The following is a 20,354-nucleotide window of genomic DNA, read 5'->3' as shown; positions in this document are numbered from 1 at the left end:
GCTCATGGACGACTGAGCTGCGGAGGGTTTTGAGGACACCGCGTTACGGTGTTTTTTTGAACTGAAGAGCGCTGATGGCGAGGCAAATGCGGCCAGGAGATCAAACTCGGGCAGCTAAAGACACCGAACCCCGGTGGACACGAAGCATTGGGAGGCCAGTGCGGGCTTTGGCCAGGCCGAGCGTGCCCAAAAAACCCAAAAATCCTGAGAAAATGCGCTGGTTTCGCGCCTCTCGCGTCACGCCTTGGATAGTTCCAACGGGCAACAACCTAGAGATGCTCTAAGTTCGCTATTAGAATTATCCATGGGGTCCGAAAACGCCCGGAATCCCTAGACTCTAGAGCACTGATCTGAACGTATAGATTGATCCAAGCTGAAGGAAAAGCTGAAAATCAAATCTGAGAAAATCTGGATGGTGGAGCTCGAAAAACACGAAAGCCGCTGCACCTAAGGAGGCAGCGGCTTGCATCGCCAAAGATATCAGGCGCGGTCAGGCTGCCGCCAGGTTCGCGCGTTCGTAAAGTCGAACGGGAGCTGTGTTCCAGCTTGGGTGCCTAATTTCGACAGCGGAAACAGAGGTCGGAATTTTTAGTTTTCGCCTCGTCACTTCGCCGGTCGTGACGTACTTGGTGACAAATGCTTCAACATCTGCTCGCTCGAAGGTAAGGAAGATGCCGTTTCCACGTGGCCGAGAGCGGCTCGGCAAAATCCCGTGCTGCGCCAAAATCCTCACATGATTGATGTGGAGACCGATGAAGTCCGAAGCCCCTTGCAAGGTCATAGGTGTATCGAATCCGAAAATTTTCTTCATGGCTTCCACTGGATCGATCCAGGTTGTGAGGTTCGCGTTCGAGCCCCCTTCCGTTCGGACACAGTGAATAGTTCCGGCATGAATCTCATCCAGAAGCTGCTGGATTCCGATGGCGTGGACTTTGCTCACCTGCAACAGATTTAGATATCCGACGGGGATTTCGTTGTCATTGGCCGCAATGGTTTGGAAGCGTTGCGCTCTAACGATCGCCTCTTCGACCTCCGACCTCGAATAAAGTTCGACCACGTTCGGAAGATTTGCAAAGGCGGTCGGCGCGATCGCCCCTCCGAGCTTGAGGTGCTGGAGATGTTGCCGGCTGAGATCGTGCTGCCTAGCGAGGTCGGGCAGCGAATCGACGAGGATGTAGTTCCTGAAGAATGCACGAGCAGCTTCAAGTTCGACTAAGGTATGTCGAGAGTGGCCACCCTCGTGTACCACCCAAGCCGGCTTGGCCGAGACAAACGCGTGCCAGATGGATTTCGGAATTCCGAGTGACTCCCTCGCTACACCGCTGGGTTGCACGCTGACAGTCTCACACGTTACGCCGCAGAAACGCTCACCCAACTTGTACGGGAAGGTTGCAAACGCGGCTTCGGCTATCAGCCCCGAGATACGCGCAATTGCTTCGGTTCTGACGCTGTTTTTGAAGAAGCGCTCGACACGCTTGAGCGCCCCAACTTCACGATCCTTCCAGTGGTTGGACCGAATGCCCTGAAAAGCCACTTCAATAGTTTCAATGCCGCCGTAAAGCGCAGCGAATCCGATAGCGCCGAGTTCATCGAGGCGACGAAGGTCAAGAAGCTTAAACTGCCTTACCTCGTTGACCATCGCTGCCCCCATCGACCTTGAAAGAGAGACAACCTGCCAGAGGTCAAGATCGTCCAGGTGAGGAATTGGCGACTGATCAGTCCCAATAAGTCGGCTCAGGGAATATGTTTCCAGGTCACCAACATTGCTCTCTGCTGTCGCTGCGCCCTCGTAGTCAGCCATGAACTGGCCAATAAAATTGCCCAGGTCGGTGCGCGATCGCCGATTATCTACTACGTATCGAAGGAGAGGGACCCTGTGTGCTCCGCAATGTCGGATGTCCGAAGCCTGCCATTCAGCTCTCACGTAAACGGCCAAATCCGCTGTCACCTTTGGATTGGTAGCAATATCCTCTGACGCGCAAAGGGGGCAAAATGCCATTGTCCGACGTGACGACCGACTGTGCGTCAGCACCTGCCCGTTGATTGACTTCCGGCCGCTCGGCAGGGTGATCGCGGACCAGCGCTGAAGTTCGCCAAAATCGGCATTGGTGAGCCGAGACAGGTGCATCAGAGCGTCGTGGTCACCATCCATCAGCTTCGACAGATCGAGGTCGAAGTCCTTGCAGAACTGATACGTGGACTGGCACCCAAAATAGGGGGCCAGACGCGAAACGTAGCTGAGCGCAGTTTCGCGAGGGCACAGCGGCAGGCAATCCGAGAGAGGGGCAACATTATAAAAGTTGGTCATCAGAACAGGCCCTCCAGATCTGCGTTCGAGGATTTTGTGGCGTTTCGGGCGTCTTCAAAGTCCACGGCTGCGACCTTCTGGAAGTCGATCCTTGTCCAGTCGTTCGCCAGGAAAATATTGTTCTCCTCAGAGCAGGAGGTAAAAACCGCCAGGACGTTGGCGAAATCCCTAATGCTCAGAGCGCCCCGTCGGCGAACAGAGGCCAAGGCGACAGCGCGCTGGGCGATCTCAAGCGCCGTTCCCATTCCTCGACGCGACGCGTTGACCAGGCGGTTGCCAACGTCACTCCCTTCCTTGAGGTGATTGGTGACATTCAACTCCGTACAGTAAGCATCGATGTATCCACACAGGGCATCGGCGTCGTCCATAGTCAGTGATGGCATCACTATCAGGTCGCAACGGCGAAGAAGGTCACCACGGGCGACTGGCACGTTCGAGCCGGAACGAAGCAGATGCAATGTGTCCACAAGCTCCATCGTGCCCGCTGCGACGATTGGGGTTGGCCAGACCGGGTCTGAAATCATCTGAATGATCTGCGTCCAAACGATCTCGGCCTGCGCCGCCAACTTCGACCGCCCCGGAAAATTTCGCGGATTCAGGACGCGCGAAATCTCATCGCAGCCCAACATTGTCAGCTTCTGCCCACGCAAACGTGCCGCGATCTGAGGCATAGCAAGTTCGGGCGATGGCATGCGCGTGGTGGGGTATCCAAGCTTGGCCAGGAGGTCCCTCAGCCACGCACGCGCTTCGCCGTTCGATGCCTCCCAATAGAGCGGATTTGGAGGGTGCCTGCCGCCCCCCTTGAGGGTTATGGGCGGCAGACTGGCGAGGGCATACTGGATTGAATAGCTTTTGGATGCCCCGTTGTCCCCGACTATGATCACCCCCCTAGAGGGTTTCCGGTTGCCTTCACCCCACTCGTCGCCCTCGTTCAGGACTGCGCCTGCCTCCAGGTGCAGGCGGTGAATGCTTGCCTGCACCAGTTTCAACTGAGGTGTTTCGAAGGGCATTCGCCCCATGAGTTGCCGCAGATTGCGATGATATTTCGCGCTCTGCATTGCCCCCAGGACGTCCTGGAGGCTGGAGATGTCGGCGGTTCCGGTGTCAATTGTCATGCTCGACAGCTCCTTACTTCTTGTAGTTGCCGAATTTCACTTGGGGCATCGGCTTGGTGTTCACAGGAGCACGCTTGGGCTTCTGTGACGTGGTCGGCGGCGTGGGCGAAGCGGCATCAACGTCATCATGACCGGGAAGCGGGTCGTCGCCGTCGTTGTCGTTGTCCGCGACCAACTTGTCGTCGAGGGTGTTTTGGTCGACCTCGTTCGCTTCGTCGCGCTCCAAATCCATAACCTTACCTGGCTCGTCCCACGCCGGAAGTTCCAGCTTTGCGCCTGTCTTATATGCGCCCGTCATGGACGCAGTCAGGCTCAAGGGGCCACCGTGACTTGCCGGCTTGGGGCGGTAGACGAAGCGCAGCTTGATCTGTTCGTCAGCAGCTTCGATGTGTTTGCTGTTGTACGAGCGATCCTCAAGCTTGGCGCGACAGAACGCCTCGGCGCTCAGCTTGCGGAAACTCAACAGCGCCTTGGCCACGGTCTCAAAATTGATCGTTGCCTGTTCTCCGTATTCTGCTGCGAGTTTGCGGCAGTGAGCACGCCAAAGGGACAATGGGATGCCCTGCATCTCGACCGGACCAGCCAGGGTCGCCCACTGCCCGTCGACGAGGACGCTGATCCGGCCGAGATCTTCCGGATCGATCTTGACCCGCATCTTCTCGCCGCCGTTGGACTTGTACCGAGCTGCCAACCAATTGGCGGGGTACTGCACGCCGCAATAGCGCAGCCCCCCTTGTGTCAACAGACGCCAAACGTCGATTCCGAAGGCGATCCGTTGTTCGTCGGACGACATTGCGGGAGCGTACCCGGTGTCACCGATGGTCTGGTTGAAGCGGTTGAGCGGGGGCTGGCCACGGAGACCACGGTGCTTCTGGAGGTGATAGCAGTCGGTGAACCAACGAAACATCATGCTGCCGAACTCCTCAAGAAAAAGCGTCATGCGTACCTCAGGGTCGTAATCCCCACGCTCGACGACATTGGAAAAGGTTCGCCCGGTGAAGTACGGGAGAAACTGGTCATGAAAGGTCCTGAACAGCCGCTCGACAACCCCGCGAAGATTTGGTTTCCCGACAATGCCGATCTGAGCATTGCCGGTGACATGATAGGCAACGGTCCGGAAGCGCGCATTTCGGAACGCTACGCCGCTATCCGTCCCAAGACCGGAGATGCCGACAGCACGAGGCGGCGTAGCGTCGCATTCAGCGACTTCGGCAAACTTCGTCTTGTCTGTCACCGCCATTCTGAGCGTGCGAACTGACAAGTCGGTGTCCTCGGCGAGACCGAAGCTTACCCCCAGAACGACGCGGGTAGCTGCATCAATGGCCACGCAGATCCAAACGCGACGCTGGAACTTCTTGATCAAGTCCTGCGTCTTTTGAGACAGGTGCATCCAAACGCCGCGCTTGGTGAGATCGACGATGAGGTCGGTCTTGTAGCAGTCCATGTAGACCATCTCGCCAACCTGGGTGTAATGAGGCCCCCCGGTCCAAGATCCGGTTTCATCCTCCATGGCATCAACCCCAAGGCGCGCGCCGATAAGCCGGCTCTCCATGAGCCGCTTGATGATGTTCTTGATCGCCTTGTGCGACGGAGGCTGCGTGGTCCAGTGGCCACTCGGTTTTCCATCGTTGATGAGCGCCCCGACAGTGCGTTGGACTGCGGCAATGTTCATGCGTTTCTCATCCGCGTGATCCTGGAGGATGACGTTTTCCGTCGTCAGCGCGACGAAGTCATCGAGGCGTTTGCCACCATGGATGCACGCGTCGGTGCGCTTCCGAAGGTCCTGGAAGTGGAAACCCGGCTGACGGAACTTCTGGTACATCCGCTTCAAATCGGATGCCCCAGGTGGGTTGTGATGGGGGATGCTGGATTGCCCCTTCCTGACTTTAACGCGGTCCAGCCACCCCATTTGAGTGAGGGCGTATTCTCGAGCATTGGCGTCGGCGATCGGGCCCGAAAAATGGGCCTCGATCGACTTCTTGTGGAGCTTGACCCTGCCGGACCGGTACGCCTTGTCGAATGGGAGAAGGTATCCCATCATCAGATGGCAGTAGTACCGCTCCTCATCGGTCATGCCCGAGAGCAAGGCGTTGGCAGCTGCCCGGGGGGCAACGCTTCCATCCTCGTTGTAAAAGTCCTTCTCGACGATTAGAGCGCCGGTGGCCACGAGATTAGGCACGTGCAGGCGAAGAACCTCGAGGTGTGTGTCAGTGCCATCGGCGTCGACAAGGAAGTAACGATCCTCTCGTTCTTCGCTGATCCTCCAGCGGTAGCCCTCCATCAGGAAGCGCGAGGTGGTGGCGAGCGTCCCTACCGAAGCGGAGGTCTGAGAGTGAGTGTTGCGCATGGCGATATCCAAGTTCAAGGAATGCGGGGTTGCAGCGCTGTAGGTGCGCTGGCTGTGTTGTCGTAGGTTCCTGCGAACGCTCGTAGGAACCTGGTAGCTGAGCGCCCGGCCTAGTGGGAGGGAGTGGCGTCGCTTAGTGCGCCTTGCCGGGCATTGGGTAGCGGCGGTCCTGATCCAGATCGGGCTCGACGGAGCCCGAGAACTGGATTTCGGTGTCGGCGTCGATGAGGCCGTCTTCGAGCCGCACGAACGTCCCGAAAAAGATGGCTCGCAGCACCGGACGGAAGGCGAATTCACCGCCGCCAAATTGGGCCGTGAACTCGCGGATGGTAGTGGGTTCAACCACCAAAGGCGCCGCCTCCCGGACCAAATCATCGAAGACATTCCGCTGATCGCGCCGCACAGAAAGAAAATGCTGGGCGTTGCGAACATGAAACTCGGGCAGGTCGCGATTTGTGAGTGGCAGAACCCGGTCTGCCACGCGCTTTGGCGTCCATGGAGCAAGTGTCGCGACGAAGTCGCAAAGCCTCATCTTGGCGGCCTTGCTCGAGTGCTTGACCACGAGCCCGAGTTTCAGGCCCTTGAACGTGATGGCGACGAGGTCGAGGATGTGGGTGAATTTGTCCCCTTCGGGTGTCTGCCCCACAATGCGGGCAGCTTGTTCACGCACCGTTGCTACGGCGCGGTCGGCATAGCAGTGCTGTGTTGCGGCATGCTCGATCTCGCTCTCAGTCCGGATCAATCGGAAGGTCGCCGGACACACAAGTCCGCCAATCTTTGACCCTTTCGATCGCTTGGCGATCTTTCGGATTGCGAGGGTGTCGCGGATTGCCGGCGCAAGCAGAATGCTACGATCGGGCATATCGGGTGGCAGGAAGGAAAAGTCACTGCTGACTGGCATTGGGAAGCTCCAGCCGTGCCCAAGGCGATGCTTGACACGCGAGGGGGCGCGCAGCATGCTTTGGGAACACGACGTTTACGTTGAGTGGTCGGCCGACTAGTTCCTGGCGGGATTGCGGCCGGTGAAGTTAGGGTGCTTGGGTCTTGGCGGATCCAAGCACCTTTAATTTGCGATGGGCGCCTCCATCCAATAAGCCTCGACCCCATGCCGGTCAGCGAGGTTTTTCAGTTGACGCTCGTTCAGCCGCTTCGCCAGGCGCGCGCCGCTATTGGCGATGAGTAGCGCGGTACCCAGATCGCCCTTGGGCTCATCCCGGAAGTAGCCACGCAGAAATTCCCGCGTGTACATGCCGTCGATGGCTCGGGTGTGAGCGGGCGTCCCCGGCCTGGTTTTGATCACCGCCTTGAGCTCTGCGTATGTGAGTGCCGCGGTTTCGATTTGAGCGTCAGCGGTTCTGGTCATTGAATACCTTTGCGGTAAGTCCGGTGCTTGAGCCGGGTGAAGACGTCGTTGAGTGCCTGCGGCACACACGGGGGAGGGCGCGGTGCCGATTTGGGCTCAGCGAACTGATCGAGGATTGCCCCGAAGGCCATTTCGGAGACGCCGTCAGCGCCGGGCCAAAGCCCCTCCGAAAAAACCGCTCGGGTATACGGATCCATCCTGATGTGGCCGTTCATCGTCAGGTTAGAGCCAGCGAATTCCGTGCTCGGATTTGCTCCATGCCCTCGGGTGTCACCACGCCAAAGGTCCAAGGAGTTCAACAGCTGTCGTATTGCCCGACGTTGGCCGCTACGACTGACGCGTGCGAACGACGGCCTCGGATCCCTCCGAAAACGGACGGTGGCGATAGCGCCGCGATCTCCATCCATCGCGGCGACCAGACCCGGATGGCCCGGGAAGAGTTTGCGCAGCAAGGCACGCGGCAACAATCGCCTGGAGACGTCCAAGGTCTGCCGGCAAGCCGAAGGTGCATGGGAGGCCGAATGAGGCTTCTTGGTCCCGAGCGATGCTGCCCACTTGTCGAAGTCGACGGGGAAGTTGAGGGTCTGGTGCTTCATAGTTGCCTCCATCAGTTGTCGTTGTGTGCGTCAAAATCCGCAAAGCGATCATCCGGGTCGAAGGACAGCCAGTCCCCCTTGTAGGTTTGGCGGTCGCCGAAATCGTAGTGATCGAGGCTCGGTCGTGCTGCCCGACGTCCTCCCCGGGCAAACGCGGCGCCGCGAAAACAGTCGTTAGCAACATCGAAGTCGCCATCCACCATGTGGCTGGTAAAAATGTAAGTGATGCGCGTCATGTCGCGGTCTCCTTGAATTTGGGGAGCGGCGTTTCGCATGATGAAAAGTATTATGCAAGCACAAAATTGAGTGCGGATTGTCAGTGTTAGCGTAGGTTCAATCTGGCTGAGATTTGTTCTAGTTAATGGCGTGAACTATGATGTGACGAAGTGGGAAAAAGATTTGAAATCTGCTTGTTTATACTTCTCGATACAAAATGCGGACCTTGTCGGCTTTTTGTATCTCAGCGCGTAAACGGGACAGGTGCGGACCCCAAAATTTTGTTTCACACACGAACTACAAAACGCTCTTCGTCGGCACAGGGTACGGGTTTTCTTACCTGTTGGTGCGCGGTTCTGGTCTGTTGAGGTCAACATCCCTGTCTGTGCTGTGGGTCTTTGATTGTGTCCCAATGTGGGGCGGAGGGTTTATTTTTGTTAAGACCGGCCCGGCGCTCGCTTTGGCTCGGTCGTGGAAAGTCGACCTCAAAAAAGTTTCCTCCAGCGGTTCAGAACTCCGCAGGAGAGCGCTGACTAGCGAATCGAGAAATTTCTTTTGAGCGCTGTTGTCGCTTTCATCGGTGGCGACAATCCTTGTTGAGCTAACCAAGGAGCAGCCAAAAATGAAGAGTTTCGACGAGATGGAAGACGCCGTATTTCAGACGGCGCTTGAAGAGATGCAGGGGATCGACAATCCAGGGAATTCGGATGACTTTCTGGACCCGCTTACGACCTGCATGGGCTATGCGGTCGACCACGAACTCTCAGTTTTTGGCGAAGCCCAGACTTCAAGGGCGGGGCTAGGGATCACGGCCGATTGGGCGATCAACCTGCTGAACGACCATCCAGATATCCTCCAGTTCGATGAGGGCGCACTGGCGAACGAAATCCGGAGGAGTGTGGAGCAGTACCTTTATGCCCGCGCTTTCACCCGTATGGTGGATTGGGCCCAAGAGGAAAATATAGATATTGGGGCCGATCCTCACCAAAACCTTGTCCGATAAGGTTCAGCTTGGATCCAAGTTCGATCGACTAATTTACCCTTGGTTTCCTTGGGTACGGCAACTTGCCGTCAAAGACTCGAACTTGGATTTCCAGATTGTCAGATAGTCCCGACACCACGCAAAAGCCTTTCGTTTCCTTAGGGGGCACATTCGATCTCTATGATAGTCCTGAGGAGAATGATGTGGAGGCACAGCCGGTCTGGTCAGCTTCAAGGTCATACCGCAAACAAGTCAGCGCATTGGCTATCGATCTCGAGAAACTGTTCATCTTCTCCGACTACGTGAAAGCTTGGCGGGATACGAAGGATGGCACCAAACCACTCTCGGCTAGCAAATTCGCCAGGGAACGAGGTTTGAGCCGCACGCAATACAACCTGCTCGTGTCGAAGGTCGAACAACAGACACGCGACTTACTGCATGTGACACATCTTTTAGACGACAGGCGCCAGACCGTTGGGACCGCTCAAAGTCTGAAGGATGTTCGGGCGCACGCTCTATCTCAGGGGCGGGAGGAGTTCGTCGCAGAACGACAGGCTGATATTCTCCCGAGGGGCGAGATGTGGGCCGACTTGGGCGATTATGTTGCGAAGCTGATTGAGGCTGCCAAATACGGGCATGATCCAGATCAGTTCGCTGCGTACTTGCGAAAACGCCTCAGCGCGCTCGAAGGGGAGACGCTTCTCTTCTCACATCGTAGCAAAGAGCCCCTGGACTGGCCCACCGACGATGTCGATGGGCGAACACATCGACGATGACTACTGGCTCGACGACGACGGCCCCCGATAGGATAATACTCTCACATTTTCTCGTCTCGTCGGCGCTTTTGGTGGCAGCCTCCTTGTGGGGCTGCTCAAGCGGCGGCACTGACGTTGCCCGCGACAATCATATTGATCTCCCTCTTTGACAGTCGGCGCTGGCGTGTCAGTTCCTCCGCAAACGCCCGGACCAACGTCTCCTTCTCGGTAACCAGCGCCTCGGCTTCGTTCGACAGTCGAACGAGGTGCTGGTTCACCTTCTCCCTAAGCGCGTGATCCATGGCCAACATCGAGATTGCGTGGTTGGGTTCGCACCGCCACAGCGGAAAATCGGGCATGTAGCCGTAGCTCATATAAAGCGACGCCAACGTCCCCGTTGCGACGGCTAAGTCCGAGCTTCCTTCGCCACCGGCACCGACGGACGCATCTCCCAGGCAGACCTTCTCCGCCGCTCTGCCGGCCAGCACGACCACGACATCCTTTTCGATGTCGGCAAAGGAGGGCAGGGACGTTCGGCGGTCAAAATCCACTCTCCCACCTGATCCTCCACTCGATGCGATCGATGCGCTCGACACCGTGAGGTTCGGGTGCGCTAAAGCGGCAACCAGGTGTCCTGCTTCATGCAAGGCGGCTCTGGTCAGATCTGACAATCCTCTCTCATCTCCGCCGACAATATGGATCTCGATATCGTCGGAATTCACGGCTCGTTGCGCAATCCTTGCTGACCGTTTTGCCGCTCGTGCCCATCCCATAACCGTCGCAGCAGTCGAGCCTGCCGCCAGTTCATAAATCCTTTCGGCGTCGCCTGCTGGAGCCTGTCCATTGAGGTGATGGAGAAACACGCGTCTTGCACCTGCTGCATCCAATGGACCCATCTCAATCAGTCGCTCCAATCGACCACTGCGGAGCAGCGCCGGCTGGATCAGTTCGCCACGATTGGTCGCTCCGATAACGATGACGCCTTCTCGATTTGCCATCGCAGAATCCAACAACAGGTAGAAATCGAGTACGACAGGCGCCCAGAAGTCTCGGCTGTCATCGGTGAGATTTGGTAGGGCATCGATCTCATCGATAAACAGGATGCACGGTGCCTTTTCCTTCGCAGCTTCAAACATTGACCGCTGCTGTTTGATCACGTCACCCAGGTGCCCTTTACCGACCGCGAAGCAATCAGCCAGCGACCGCATGACGAGGGGAATTCCGCACGCCTCGGCGATGGATTGAACGGCCGTTGTCTTGCCGCTTCCAGGTGGTGAAACCAGCACGGCGCCACGATCCAATTCGGCCCAGGTGATCTTGCCTTGCTTATAATCCTTCACGTCTCGCGCCAGGGACAATCCCCAATCCCGCACAGAGCCGAACTCTACCGCATCGGCAAGAACCGGCAGGCCGCTGGCGGGCACTACTTCGGGGACCGATGACTTTGCGGAGAGTTTCGAAAGGCGCGCGACAGCCTCGGCAGCGTGTCCTTCTCGGCCGATTGCCGCAGCGATACTCTCGAAATTCACGTCATCGAGGGAGAGGGAATAGAGAGCTTGGGGGACGCGGCCTCGATGGCATTTCTTTATCGCGCCTGCGACTTGCGGCAGCGTGGGCTGTCCGATCTCAATGGTTCGGTCGGACAGCGAGCGTACAAGATAGTGCAGCTCGCGCTCATCGCTCACCACCAGAATGACGCCCTGGCCCACAGTCAGTGTTTCCTCAACGGCTCCAGCGTATGGCGACCAACGGTTGTGGGTATGGTTCACACCCAGAGCGCGAGTTTTGGCCGGCGCCATGCGAGAAAACACACCGCGGATATGCTCGACCGCAGTTTTGTCCGCACAGACGACGCCCAAAACAATCTTTCCCGAAGCGATGCGCCCCTTCTCGGAGCGCGTGAGGGCTGCGTCGACCAATGATTGGGCCAGGATCGTGTGCGGGTAGCGGGCAGACGGGACCGGGGTAGGGATATCGTCTCCGTCGTCGGCGAGGTTTGGCTCAAAGTCGGACATGCGGTTACCCCAATGAGTCAGATTTCGGAATGCAGGGCGGCCAGTGGTCTGGTCGCCCTCTTTGACCTGTTAGCGCCGGCTATAGGTGCCCAACCTGTACAGTCGGTTTTGCGTTCGGACCCATCCGAATTGAGGGTCGCACCACCAAAGCTGGGATGTCCTCATCGGACCTGGCTGAATGGTAGGATGGTTTCCGCAGACGCCCTCTATGCAGAGAACCGACCGACGGCCGAATTGCCAGCTCAGCAAGACAGGTGCGGCGTCGAGTTCCTCGTCGCTGGGCTCCTGGTTGATCGAGAACCTGAGCAAGTCTTGGTGTAGTAGCCCGATCCCGTCGATCTGATCGGCCCGAGGGTTGCGCGTGGCTGACGGTTTCACGCTGCGACCTGCCGAAGATCGACGCGTGTATTGGCACTCAGCGGCTTGTCGAGGTCGATATCGAGAAGCCCCATACCCGCGAGCGATAGAACGGCGCTGTATGGCGCTTCGCTGTCGACGATGACCGAGGCGCAGTCCTGAAGGGTGCTGTACCCATTCTCGAGGACGTGGAGAAGCACAGCCATCCGATCCTCTGCGGTGAGGAAGATGTGGCAAGTGTCGGCGACAGCACGGGTATTGCTCATCCGGGGTTCGCGCTGAATGAATTGCGGCGAGATAAGCATGACTCGAAAGCCCGCCTCCGCCGCCTTGCGCTTAATCTCGATCAGCCCCTGCCGGCGGTTACGCCAGATCGAGGCAGGTGCGGTGAGGACGCAGAAACGGCGGTTTCCCGAGCGCAACGCGATTGCAACAAATTCGGTTTCGCGCCAGCCGTCGAGAGCAGCGATGTTCTCGATGAGATTAGCATGGCCAATGGGAAAGACAGTGTTGCTGACACGGACGAGGTTCAGCAGGTTCTTCCTCAATCGACGGCTCTCGAAAGAGTAGTCGACAGGACGGTCAAGGATGCTATCAATTTCGTCGGCGCATTTTGAATTCAGTGTAGCAGAAAACATGGTCACTCCATCGCAGCAGCATTGTAATGCCGGCGGCACTCAGAACTAGTATTGGGTGAGACCGGTTAACCCGGGTGTTTTGTGCAGGCGAGCGCACGATAGGGTTGCTCCATCGTGTATTTTGAAGACTATCATGCAATTAATGAAAATACAAGGTATTTGCCGATTTTCAGCAAAATCATGGTTAACGCAGCAACTGGCAGAATCGCTGTCCATGAGTAAGATCGCGTTGTTTCGATTGCGATGAACAGATGATTTCAGGTGCCCAGATCCGAGCGGCCCGAGCACTGCTGGGCTGGTCTCAAGGCGATTTATCTTCGGCCGCTTCCGTGTCCGAGCGCTCGCTTGGCATGATTGAGGGGCCGCTTACGTCGCTCTCGGAAAAGACGATGTCGAAATTGCAGAGCTCACTGGAAGCGGCCGGCATAGAGTTCTCAAATACGGACGCAGGCGAGGGGGTTTTCCTCACGCGCCGAAAACCAGAATAGCGGGCAGTCCGTTCAAGAGACTTGCCAGACCGTAGATTTTGGGAGGGGAGCTGATTTTTGGGCGTCAATTTGCCCGGGGATGTCACCGTCGCCGGTTTTCGTCTAGCACAGGTCAAGGACGCGCTACGAGCCTATTCCCGTACCGGTGAGGCCGAGAACTTCTTCGAGCTGAAGTCGTTCGCGCCGACGAGGCTCGAAGCTGCCGTTCTATACGAGGAACTCCTTGAGCGGCGATTCATCGACCCTTCGGCGGCAGCACGCGACCAGACGCTGACGGACAGCGGTCTGGCCCTTGCTTCCGGGAAGGCCAAAAGAAGCTCTCTTCGTGTCGCGCAAAAAGTCATCGACGAACTATTGGCTCGCGTTGAGGAAATGAACCTGCACGCTCACCCGCTGAACGTCGTCCAGAAGATTTGGCTCTTCGGCTCCGCGATGCGCGAGCAGCCAACGGTCGGCGATATCGACCTGGCAATCGAGATGGCACGCAATCCCGAATTCCCTGACGATGGGGCGCGGTCAGAGCGCTTGCGCCAGCTGGTCAATCTGGCTCCTGACCACCTGCCGTATTTTCGGAAACTGAATTGGCACGAGGAACGAAGCATTTTTGGTGAGCGCAGGCACGCCTTACTCGCCGGAGCCCATATCGGCTTGGACGAACTCGAGCGTCTTGGCGTTCCTTGCCGACTGATCTTCGACTGGGAGCGAGGCGGTAAGGTCGACGATGATGTCGTCCCGCGGCATCCTCGGTCCAATGGACGCAGCAATGAGATGCCCGCACAAAGGGAACTGCCTGATTTGACGCCGATCGCGTCGATTGCGCAGCCCATGAATGCCAGATGGGTGTCAGGATACAGGATTGACGGCAGGGTTTCGCTTTACCGGCTCCCGGAAGCTAATTTGAAGGTACCCGGTTCCGGCTGTTTCGTTCTGACGGACGAAATGGACCCGCGTTGGCACGAATGGTTTCCGACATCGATGAAGGTCAAAGGTCATGACGGAGTGACCAGCGTCGTGCTCAAGTTTCACGACACCAGGGCGGACCCGAAAGGCCAGCAAGCGGCGTCTCTGGTCTTAACGAGATCAGTGCGAGATCTGCCTGACGAAATCGAGATGTCGTTCACTCTCTCGGGATATGAGCGCGCCCGCCGTTTGAAGCCAAAAACCGACTACGGGTTCCTCCAATTGTGCGGGATGGTGGCCATGATTATCCGGGGCGATATGAGCCGGCAGATCACTCGTATGAATGAACGAGGACATCAGAAGCTGTTGGCGATCGATGTCCAGGCTGAGCAATTGCCAGATGAACTCCGACATGCGGCTGCAGGTTGGATTCAGGAAATAATGACCGACCCCAATACCGAGAAGCCTGAAGGCGGGGACGACGCCTAACGGCCCACGACAAGTGGATCATCGAGGGTGGAAATAGCCGGACATATACGGATCGGGTTGAACGAGCCGACGGTATCATTCGGCTCGCTCCGCCAATATGGCAGAGGCTCTATCGCGTGTTTCGTCGAGATGGCTTGCGGATCGAACTCCTTCGTTGGACGCTTCTATACGACAACGTGTTTGGGCCAAAGGATAGGCTAGCCCTCGAGAATGGGCAGGTGACAGCAACCTGCATCGAGATACGTTCCAATCGAGAACTTCACCGCCTGCTACGCATCGGGATCGAGGGCTTCTGACCATTAATGACATCGGCTATCGTCCCCATTTCGGTCATACGGCCCGCTCACTGGTTATCCCAAAAGCAGACGCCGCAAGTTGTTGGTCACCGCTCAATATCGACGGCCGAAGACTCACGACAGAGCCGGAGGACGCTTTCCTGCAGCCTGATGTCTCTGGTCGACGCTTGCGGCGAGACCACCTTCTTGTGGTGGAGGAATTCACCGCTCAATGCCCCAAGCGGCCCTGTCTCCGCACTGGCAAGTGCCACCTGTGTGACGACACCCGCTTCGAGGTCATCCGGGGCCCCGGCACCGCCCATCCTGGTAGGCACCCAGCCAGGATCAACGGCGTTCGAGAAACGATTGGGCCAAAGTCGAGCAACGGCGAATGCCAGCGCCGTGACATAGAGTTTGCTCTCGGAATAGGCCTGCGACCCACGCCAATCGCGCTTCTCCCATAGGGCGTCATCAATAGCAGCAGTGACCCGATGCATGCTGGAACTGAGGTAGACCAGCCGCGTAGGGCTGGCGATCTTGGCCGTCAGAACGTAAGGCGCCAAGACATTGACGGCGAAAATAGTTGGCAGGCCTTCCTGCGTACGGTCGACCCCGCGCCCATATCCGGCGCCCGCATTGTGAATGACGGCGTCGACATTCCCGATTTCGTTCACAGCGTCGGCAGTGGCCAGCATGTCTGACATCACGCTGAAGTCGCCGACAACACATTTGATGTCCACCTGAAATTCTCTTCGCAAGGCCTGAGCTTTGTCGGCGCTTCGAGCATGGAAGATTACATCATGTCCCGCCTGCAGGAGGCGTTGACCAGCAAGAAAACCGAGACCAGTGGACGATCCGGTAACAAGAATTCTCGACATATTGACCTCCAAGAAAAAGGCCCCGCATAGCGAGGCCTTCGCGTTAAGGCTTAGAGACGTTCGTAGGTGACACGCCACTTCTCTTCAGGATTTGTGGGCGTGAGAGTCAACCGACCTTCGGTCACTTCAAACGCCCGCTCCAACTCCTGGCCGATCAGGTCTCGACCCAGTGCGGATTCAACCGTCACGACGAAGGTGCCACCGGCTTCATCGACTTCGTAAGTGCCGTAGAAGGCTTCATACCCGTCGACCATGTAGGTGGTCGTCAGGGTCGGATCGGGATCCATCGCCTGAACCGACATCGTGCCCGCTTCGCTGAAGACGATTTGTCCGGTGAAGTGGGGTTCGCTGGCATCCACGCCTTCCGGAGGCAGCATCTGCCAGACACCTTCAAGGAGATCGGCTGGCGAGTTCTCTTGCGAGAATACCGGCCCAGTCAGTGCTAGGATGGCAGCAAGTACCGCTGCCGCCTTGGAAAAGTGCATTGTCAGGATCCTTTCGGGTTGGAGTGTGGACGGGAATTACCAGGGCTGGTTGGCCGGGCCGACGGTGAACTCGTTGATAACCGTGTCGTCTGGCTGGTCGATTGCAAACTCCACCACCTTGGCGATGCGATCCGCAGAGATGCCATACTTGTCGTAAAGCCCCTGCATGGTCGAAGCCGCGCCCTGATCGCTGATGGTGCTCAAGAGCTCGGTGTTGATGGCGGCAGGATAGATGGTCGTCGTACGGATATTGGTGCCTTCCATCGCCGACTCCATGCGCAGCACTTCCATGAAGTTTCGCAGGAACCACTTGGTGCCGCCGTAGACTGCTCCACCAGGATAGGCCTTGAGACCTGCAACCGAGGAAGTTGCAAGGACATGACCGCTCTTCTGGGCCGTGAAAGTCGGCAGCACTGCCGCCAGGCCGTTCAGCACGCCCTTGATGTTGACGTCGATCATCTGGTTCCACTCGTCGGTCTTGAGCGCCGAAAGCATGGAATTGGGCATCAGGCCGGCATTGAGGAAGGTGGCATCCAGCCGGCCGTAAGTATCCTTGGCCAGACTCACTAGCGCGTCGTTGTCCGACTGCTTGGTAACGTCGAGTTCGGCATAGACAGCCTCGCCGCCAGCTTGCTTGATCTCTTCGGCAATCCGCTTGAGCTGATCGACACGACGTGCACCGAGGACCACCTTGGCACCCTTGCTGGCCAGGAGCTTTGCACTGGCTTCGCCGATACCGGACGATGCGCCCGTGATGATTACAACTTTGTCTTTGATCATGGTATTTCCTTCTTCTGAAATGAGGCGCTCAGGCGCCGTATTGCTCGTCGTTTACGTGTTCCATCCAGTCGACGACCTTGCCGTTCTCGACTTCCTGGAGCGCGATGTGGGTCATGGCAGTGTCAGGCGATGCGCCGTGCCAGTGCTTCTCGCCCGGGGCGAACCAGACGACATCGCCGGGACGGATTTCCTCCACTGGACCACCCAGGCGTTGCACCCGGCCAAGGCCGGAGGTCACGATGAGGGTCTGCCCAAGAGGATGGGTGTGCCAGGCCGTGCGTGCGCTCGGTTCGAACGTCACTTGTGCACCCTGGACCCGAGCTGGATCATAAGGGTTGAAGAGGTTGTCGATGCGAACGGTGCCAGTGAACCAGTCAGCCGGTCCCTTGGCAGAAGCGTTCGCACCGGCTCGAGTGATGTCCATTCTCTGATCTCCTGTTGGATTAGGCAGCCTCGATCCGAAGAGGGAATTCCCCTTCGACATGGAGGGCTTCACGCCCCTCGTCGAAGCGACCCAGACGGATCAGGCCGGGATATTTGTAGTCGGCGTAGAACATCGCGAGGTTGCCCCACGGCATGAAATAGCAAAGGTCGTAGGGCAGTTCGTTGCTGAACGGGCCGCTGCCTTCTTCGGTCAGCTTGCGGGGGAGATATGCGATCTTCTCGTTGGGGCCGTAGTTCTCGATGGTCAGATCGAGCGGCAGCATTGAGTAGAAGTCTCGCGATGCCGAACTGTCGTAAAGCGTCGCCATCATGGTCTGGTCGCTGAAGGTGAAGCGCACCCGCATGTCGGTCGGCTCCTGGCTGTTGGGGTCCACATTGTCCTGGGCGTGTGCGAGCACAGGCAACGCCGTTGATGCAATGGCAGCGCCCAGGAATACACGGCGGCTGATGGCTGAGACGGTCATGGGTTCACCCCCTGGCTGTTACGGAAGGCGGCATAAGCAAGAGCTGACGAGCCACAAAGAATGATGGCGCCGAATACGAAGGGAGCCCACCAGCCCGCCTGGTCGAAGAGGAGCCCGCCACCGGCTGCGCCAACCGTGATCGCGAACTGGATAAGCGCCACCTGCAGACCGCCACCGGCTTCTGCATCCTCAGGCAGGGTCCTGGCCAACCAGGCACCCCAACCCACGGGCGCGGCAGTGCCGAAGAAGCCCCAGAGCAGCAGAAGCGTACCGACCGCGAATGGGATTGTAGCGAACCCGATGAGTGCAACCGCAATCGCCGCCATCACCAGGGGGATTAGGATGACGATGCTGAAGAGACGCGTGCGCAGCGCCTGCGTGATTGCCCAGGTTCCGGCAACCCCTGCCAATCCCATGACAAGCAGGATCGTCGACAGCACAGGAATGGAAACGCCCGTGACGGTTTCGAGATAAGGGCGCAGGTAGGTGAACAGGCCGAACTGACCCATGAAGAGCAGGGTGATCGAGGCCATGCCAAGTGCCACTTGAGGACGCTTGAGCAATCGGAAAACATTGCCCTGTCCTGCCGTGTGACGGGATGGCAGGGAAGGAAGAGCTAACCACTGCCAGACGAACGCCAGCACAGCCAGGGGCACGACGAAGAAGAACGCGCCACGCCAGCCGATGATGTCACCGAGGTAGCTGCCGAGCGGTGCCGAGATGGTGGCCGCAATCGCATTGCCTGCGTTCAGCATGGCCAGTCCGCGGGGGACGTCTTCCGTGGGCACAAGGCGCATGATGATAGAGGTCGACATGCCCCAGAAGCCGCCGATGGCGAGGCCTAGCAAAGCACGACCTACCATCAACCACAGGTAATTCGGGGCAAAGGCGACCAGCGACCCGGAGACGATCAGCAGAGCGGAGAAGGCCAGCACGACCAGTCGGCGGTCGACGTTGCGGGTGAGCTGAGCCACGAATAGGCTGGTGAGGACCGCAAAGATGCCGGAAATCGAAATAGCCTGTCCGGTTTGGCCCTCGGTGACCCCGAGGTCGCCAGCGATCGGGGTCAGAAGGCTCACCGGCATGAATTCTGAGGCGATGAGCGTCGCGACACACAGGGCCATCGAGAACACGGCGCCCCAGGCTGCAGGTGATCTCAGTATCGGCATTTCTGTCGTTTCGGTCGTCATCTGTCTCGTCCGCTCTGTTCGGTGCTTGGAAGATAGCCTTGCTCACCCCTCTTGATTAGTAGTGGCAATTCGCATGAACCTATCGATCTCCAATATGAGTGGATGCCGCGATGCACCGTCAGGACCTGAACGATATGCTGGCCTTTATGGCGGTGGCCCGCGAGCGCAGCTTCACCAAGGCAGCAGCCAAACTCGGCACCTCGCAATCGACCTTGAGCCATACCATCAGGCAGTTAGAGCAGCGGCTGGGCCTGAGGCTGCTCATGCGCACAACAAGAAATGTATCGCCGACCGATGCCGGGGAGCGCCTACTGCGAACCTTGGCACCGAGCATTCACGACATCGAACGGGAGGTCGATGCCATGATGGAGCTGCGCGATAAGCCCTCAGGTGTCGTCCGACTGACACTGTCAGACCACGCATTCGACTGGATCGCCTGGCCGAAACTTGCGCCAACTCTCAAGGAATACCCAGATATCAAAGTGGAGTTCAGCATCGACAATGGGTTTCGCGACATCATCGAGGAGCGACTCGACGCCGGCGTCCGACTTGGCGAGAGCGTGGACAAGGACATGGTGGCAGTCCGCATCAGTCCAGACTGGCGCCTCGTTGCCGTGGCCTCGCCGGCATATCTCAAATCAAGTTCGCCGATCGAAACGCCTCAAGACCTGGTGGCGCACAATTGCATGAACCATCGGCAATCGCGCTCGGGCGGTCTGTATGCTTGGGAATTCGAGAAGAATGGACGGGACCTTCGTGTGCGGGTCGAAGGCCAGCTCACTTTCAGCAGTTCACTCGCCATGGTCGGCGCCGCAATCAGCGGCCTCGGCATCGCCTATGTTCCTGAGAACCTCGTAACCGACGCACTGGCGTCGGGCCAACTGGTTCAGGTGCTCGATGCATGGTCGCCGATGTTCTCGGGTTACTACCTCTATTACCCCAGCCGGAGGCAGCACTCACCGGCATTCGCTGTAATAGTCGAGGCTCTCCGGCAAGACGTTTGATTTTGCAGAACGAATGGTGGTGATTTTGCAGAACGAATGGTGGGCACCACATTCGCAACTCGTTGTTCACGTCGACCACCTTGTGAAAGGCGTCTACAATTCGCAGAACTCAGCCAAAATCTGACCGGCTCCTCACCACCCCGACGCCGCCAGTCTCCAGACGACCCCATAGTCGCCGTTGAGCGAGGCGATCATTGTTCTAAAAGCGGCCGCCAGCCGCAGCGTCCCATATCAGGCCGGGATTTATCAAGTAGCCCGAAACGCC

At 57.9% G+C, this 20,354-nt stretch carries 20 protein-coding genes; 4 read left to right on the top strand and 16 right to left on the bottom strand.

The genetic code is table 11. From position 1 onward, the window contains the following. Positions 1-490: 490 nt before the first annotated feature. The 7 genes from ASD83_RS05220 to ASD83_RS05190 form a co-directional block, all read right to left on the bottom strand. Positions 491-2,308, bottom strand: a complete 1,818-nt coding sequence (locus tag ASD83_RS05220; protein WP_056308579.1) for a TniQ family protein — start codon at positions 2,306-2,308, stop codon at positions 491-493. Beyond that, positions 2,308-3,423: a hypothetical protein gene (locus ASD83_RS05215; RefSeq protein ID WP_056308576.1), complete on the bottom strand. Its 1,116-nt coding sequence runs from the start codon at positions 3,421-3,423 to the stop codon at positions 2,308-2,310. Before ASD83_RS05215 ends, ASD83_RS05220 begins: the two co-directional genes overlap by 1 nt. A 13-nt stretch (positions 3,424-3,436) precedes the next feature. Then, the gene (locus ASD83_RS05210) at positions 3,437-5,770 is read right to left on the bottom strand and encodes a DDE-type integrase/transposase/recombinase (RefSeq protein ID WP_056308573.1); all 2,334 of its coding nucleotides are present in this window, start codon (positions 5,768-5,770) and stop codon (positions 3,437-3,439) included. A gap of 133 nt (positions 5,771-5,903) precedes the next feature. Beyond that, entirely contained in the window at positions 5,904-6,728 is an 825-nt protein-coding gene (locus ASD83_RS21095; RefSeq protein WP_162249124.1) for a hypothetical protein, read from the bottom strand. Positions 6,729-6,833: 105 nt separating this feature from the next. Then, positions 6,834-7,133 carry a hypothetical protein gene (locus ASD83_RS05200; RefSeq protein WP_056308569.1) on the bottom strand — a complete coding sequence of 100 codons (300 nt, stop codon included), beginning with the start codon at positions 7,131-7,133 and terminating at the stop codon, positions 6,834-6,836. Further along, the gene (locus tag ASD83_RS05195; protein ID WP_156385756.1) at positions 7,130-7,729 is read right to left on the bottom strand and encodes a hypothetical protein; all 600 of its coding nucleotides are present in this window, start codon (positions 7,727-7,729) and stop codon (positions 7,130-7,132) included. The genes ASD83_RS05200 and ASD83_RS05195 overlap by 4 nt, the downstream gene beginning before the upstream one ends. Positions 7,730-7,740: 11 nt before the next feature. Further along, on the bottom strand, positions 7,741-7,965 hold the full coding sequence (locus ASD83_RS05190; protein WP_156385754.1) for a hypothetical protein: 225 nt from the start codon (positions 7,963-7,965) through the stop codon (positions 7,741-7,743). Positions 7,966-8,567: 602 nt separating this feature from the next. On the opposite strand from ASD83_RS05190, the gene ASD83_RS05185 reads away from it, so the two are divergent. Both ASD83_RS05185 and ASD83_RS05180 read left to right on the top strand, forming a co-directional pair. Continuing rightward, positions 8,568-8,948, top strand: a complete 381-nt coding sequence (locus ASD83_RS05185) for a hypothetical protein (protein WP_156385752.1) — start codon at positions 8,568-8,570, stop codon at positions 8,946-8,948. Between the two features lie 95 nt (positions 8,949-9,043). Further along, on the top strand, positions 9,044-9,703 hold the full coding sequence (locus ASD83_RS05180; protein ID WP_056308561.1) for a hypothetical protein: 660 nt from the start codon (positions 9,044-9,046) through the stop codon (positions 9,701-9,703). Between the two features lie 95 nt (positions 9,704-9,798). On the opposite strand, the gene ASD83_RS05175 is transcribed toward ASD83_RS05180, so the two are convergent. The 3 genes from ASD83_RS05175 to ASD83_RS05170 form a co-directional block, all read right to left on the bottom strand. Then, positions 9,799-11,697: an AAA family ATPase gene (locus tag ASD83_RS05175; protein ID WP_056308559.1), complete on the bottom strand. Its 1,899-nt coding sequence runs from the start codon at positions 11,695-11,697 to the stop codon at positions 9,799-9,801. 69 nt (positions 11,698-11,766) lie between these two features. Further along, complete coding sequence (locus ASD83_RS21520; protein WP_413813482.1) at positions 11,767-12,075, bottom strand: DUF6634 family protein; 309 nt, start codon at positions 12,073-12,075, stop codon at positions 11,767-11,769. Further along, the gene (locus ASD83_RS05170) at positions 12,072-12,692 is read right to left on the bottom strand and encodes a hypothetical protein (RefSeq protein ID WP_156385750.1); all 621 of its coding nucleotides are present in this window, start codon (positions 12,690-12,692) and stop codon (positions 12,072-12,074) included. Before ASD83_RS05170 ends, ASD83_RS21520 begins: the two co-directional genes overlap by 4 nt. Positions 12,693-13,237: 545 nt before the next feature. On the opposite strand from ASD83_RS05170, the gene ASD83_RS05165 reads away from it, so the two are divergent. After that, entirely contained in the window at positions 13,238-14,569 is a 1,332-nt protein-coding gene (locus tag ASD83_RS05165; protein WP_056308556.1) for a nucleotidyltransferase domain-containing protein, read from the top strand. A 382-nt stretch (positions 14,570-14,951) separates the two neighbouring features. On the opposite strand, the gene ASD83_RS05160 is transcribed toward ASD83_RS05165, so the two are convergent. The 6 genes from ASD83_RS05160 to ASD83_RS05135 are packed head-to-tail and all read right to left on the bottom strand — an operon-like array spanning position 14,952 to position 19,085. Continuing rightward, positions 14,952-15,722, bottom strand: a complete 771-nt coding sequence (locus tag ASD83_RS05160) for an SDR family NAD(P)-dependent oxidoreductase (protein WP_056308554.1) — start codon at positions 15,720-15,722, stop codon at positions 14,952-14,954. A gap of 50 nt (positions 15,723-15,772) precedes the next feature. Then, on the bottom strand, positions 15,773-16,207 hold the full coding sequence (locus ASD83_RS05155) for a lipocalin-like domain-containing protein (protein ID WP_056308552.1): 435 nt from the start codon (positions 16,205-16,207) through the stop codon (positions 15,773-15,775). A gap of 36 nt (positions 16,208-16,243) precedes the next feature. Beyond that, positions 16,244-16,987: an SDR family oxidoreductase gene (locus ASD83_RS05150; protein WP_056308550.1), complete on the bottom strand. Its 744-nt coding sequence runs from the start codon at positions 16,985-16,987 to the stop codon at positions 16,244-16,246. A gap of 28 nt (positions 16,988-17,015) precedes the next feature. Beyond that, positions 17,016-17,411 carry a cupin domain-containing protein gene (locus tag ASD83_RS05145; RefSeq protein WP_056308547.1) on the bottom strand — a complete coding sequence of 132 codons (396 nt, stop codon included), beginning with the start codon at positions 17,409-17,411 and terminating at the stop codon, positions 17,016-17,018. A gap of 19 nt (positions 17,412-17,430) precedes the next feature. After that, a complete protein-coding gene (locus ASD83_RS05140) occupies positions 17,431-17,895 on the bottom strand; it encodes a cyclophilin-like fold protein (protein WP_056308545.1) in 465 nt (154 codons plus the stop codon). Further along, complete coding sequence (locus tag ASD83_RS05135) at positions 17,892-19,085, bottom strand: MFS transporter (RefSeq protein ID WP_056308543.1); 1,194 nt, start codon at positions 19,083-19,085, stop codon at positions 17,892-17,894. Before ASD83_RS05135 ends, ASD83_RS05140 begins: the two co-directional genes overlap by 4 nt. A gap of 110 nt (positions 19,086-19,195) precedes the next feature. On the opposite strand from ASD83_RS05135, the gene ASD83_RS05130 reads away from it, so the two are divergent. Further along, entirely contained in the window at positions 19,196-20,089 is an 894-nt protein-coding gene (locus tag ASD83_RS05130; RefSeq protein WP_056309891.1) for a LysR family transcriptional regulator, read from the top strand. Positions 20,090-20,354: the final 265 nt, after the last annotated feature.

It is taken from the genome of Devosia sp. Root685, from assembly GCF_001427875.1.
GTDB lineage: Bacteria > Pseudomonadota > Alphaproteobacteria > Rhizobiales > Devosiaceae > Devosia.
The sequence above is the reverse complement of the archived record's forward strand: the minus strand, read 5'-3'. Positions and strand labels throughout refer to the sequence as shown.

Excerpts from the sequence above, each read along its gene's own strand:
- ASD83_RS05200 (WP_056308569.1), bottom strand. The coding sequence starts at position 7,133 with ATGACCAGAACCGCTGACGCTCAAATCGAAACCGCGGCACTCACATAC.
- ASD83_RS05185 (WP_156385752.1), top strand. The coding sequence starts at position 8,568 with ATGAAGAGTTTCGACGAGATGGAAGACGCCGTATTTCAGACGGCGCTT.
- ASD83_RS05175 (WP_056308559.1), bottom strand. The coding sequence starts at position 11,697 with ATGTCCGACTTTGAGCCAAACCTCGCCGACGACGGAGACGATATCCCT.
- ASD83_RS05155 (WP_056308552.1), bottom strand. The coding sequence starts at position 16,207 with ATGCACTTTTCCAAGGCGGCAGCGGTACTTGCTGCCATCCTAGCACTG.
- ASD83_RS05135 (WP_056308543.1), bottom strand. The coding sequence starts at position 19,085 with ATGACGACCGAAACGACAGAAATGCCGATACTGAGATCACCTGCAGCC.
- ASD83_RS05190 (WP_156385754.1), bottom strand. The coding sequence starts at position 7,965 with ATGACGCGCATCACTTACATTTTTACCAGCCACATGGTGGATGGCGAC.
- ASD83_RS05195 (WP_156385756.1), bottom strand. The coding sequence starts at position 7,729 with ATGAAGCACCAGACCCTCAACTTCCCCGTCGACTTCGACAAGTGGGCA.
- ASD83_RS05130 (WP_056309891.1), top strand. The coding sequence starts at position 19,196 with ATGCACCGTCAGGACCTGAACGATATGCTGGCCTTTATGGCGGTGGCC.
- ASD83_RS05210 (WP_056308573.1), bottom strand. The coding sequence starts at position 5,770 with ATGCGCAACACTCACTCTCAGACCTCCGCTTCGGTAGGGACGCTCGCC.
- ASD83_RS05150 (WP_056308550.1), bottom strand. The coding sequence starts at position 16,987 with ATGATCAAAGACAAAGTTGTAATCATCACGGGCGCATCGTCCGGTATC.
- ASD83_RS05170 (WP_156385750.1), bottom strand. The coding sequence starts at position 12,692 with ATGTTTTCTGCTACACTGAATTCAAAATGCGCCGACGAAATTGATAGC.
- ASD83_RS05160 (WP_056308554.1), bottom strand. The coding sequence starts at position 15,722 with ATGTCGAGAATTCTTGTTACCGGATCGTCCACTGGTCTCGGTTTTCTT.
- ASD83_RS05140 (WP_056308545.1), bottom strand. The coding sequence starts at position 17,895 with ATGACCGTCTCAGCCATCAGCCGCCGTGTATTCCTGGGCGCTGCCATT.
- ASD83_RS21095 (WP_162249124.1), bottom strand. The coding sequence starts at position 6,728 with ATGCTGCGCGCCCCCTCGCGTGTCAAGCATCGCCTTGGGCACGGCTGG.
- ASD83_RS05215 (WP_056308576.1), bottom strand. The coding sequence starts at position 3,423 with ATGACAATTGACACCGGAACCGCCGACATCTCCAGCCTCCAGGACGTC.
- ASD83_RS05145 (WP_056308547.1), bottom strand. The coding sequence starts at position 17,411 with ATGGACATCACTCGAGCCGGTGCGAACGCTTCTGCCAAGGGACCGGCT.
- ASD83_RS05220 (WP_056308579.1), bottom strand. The coding sequence starts at position 2,308 with ATGACCAACTTTTATAATGTTGCCCCTCTCTCGGATTGCCTGCCGCTG.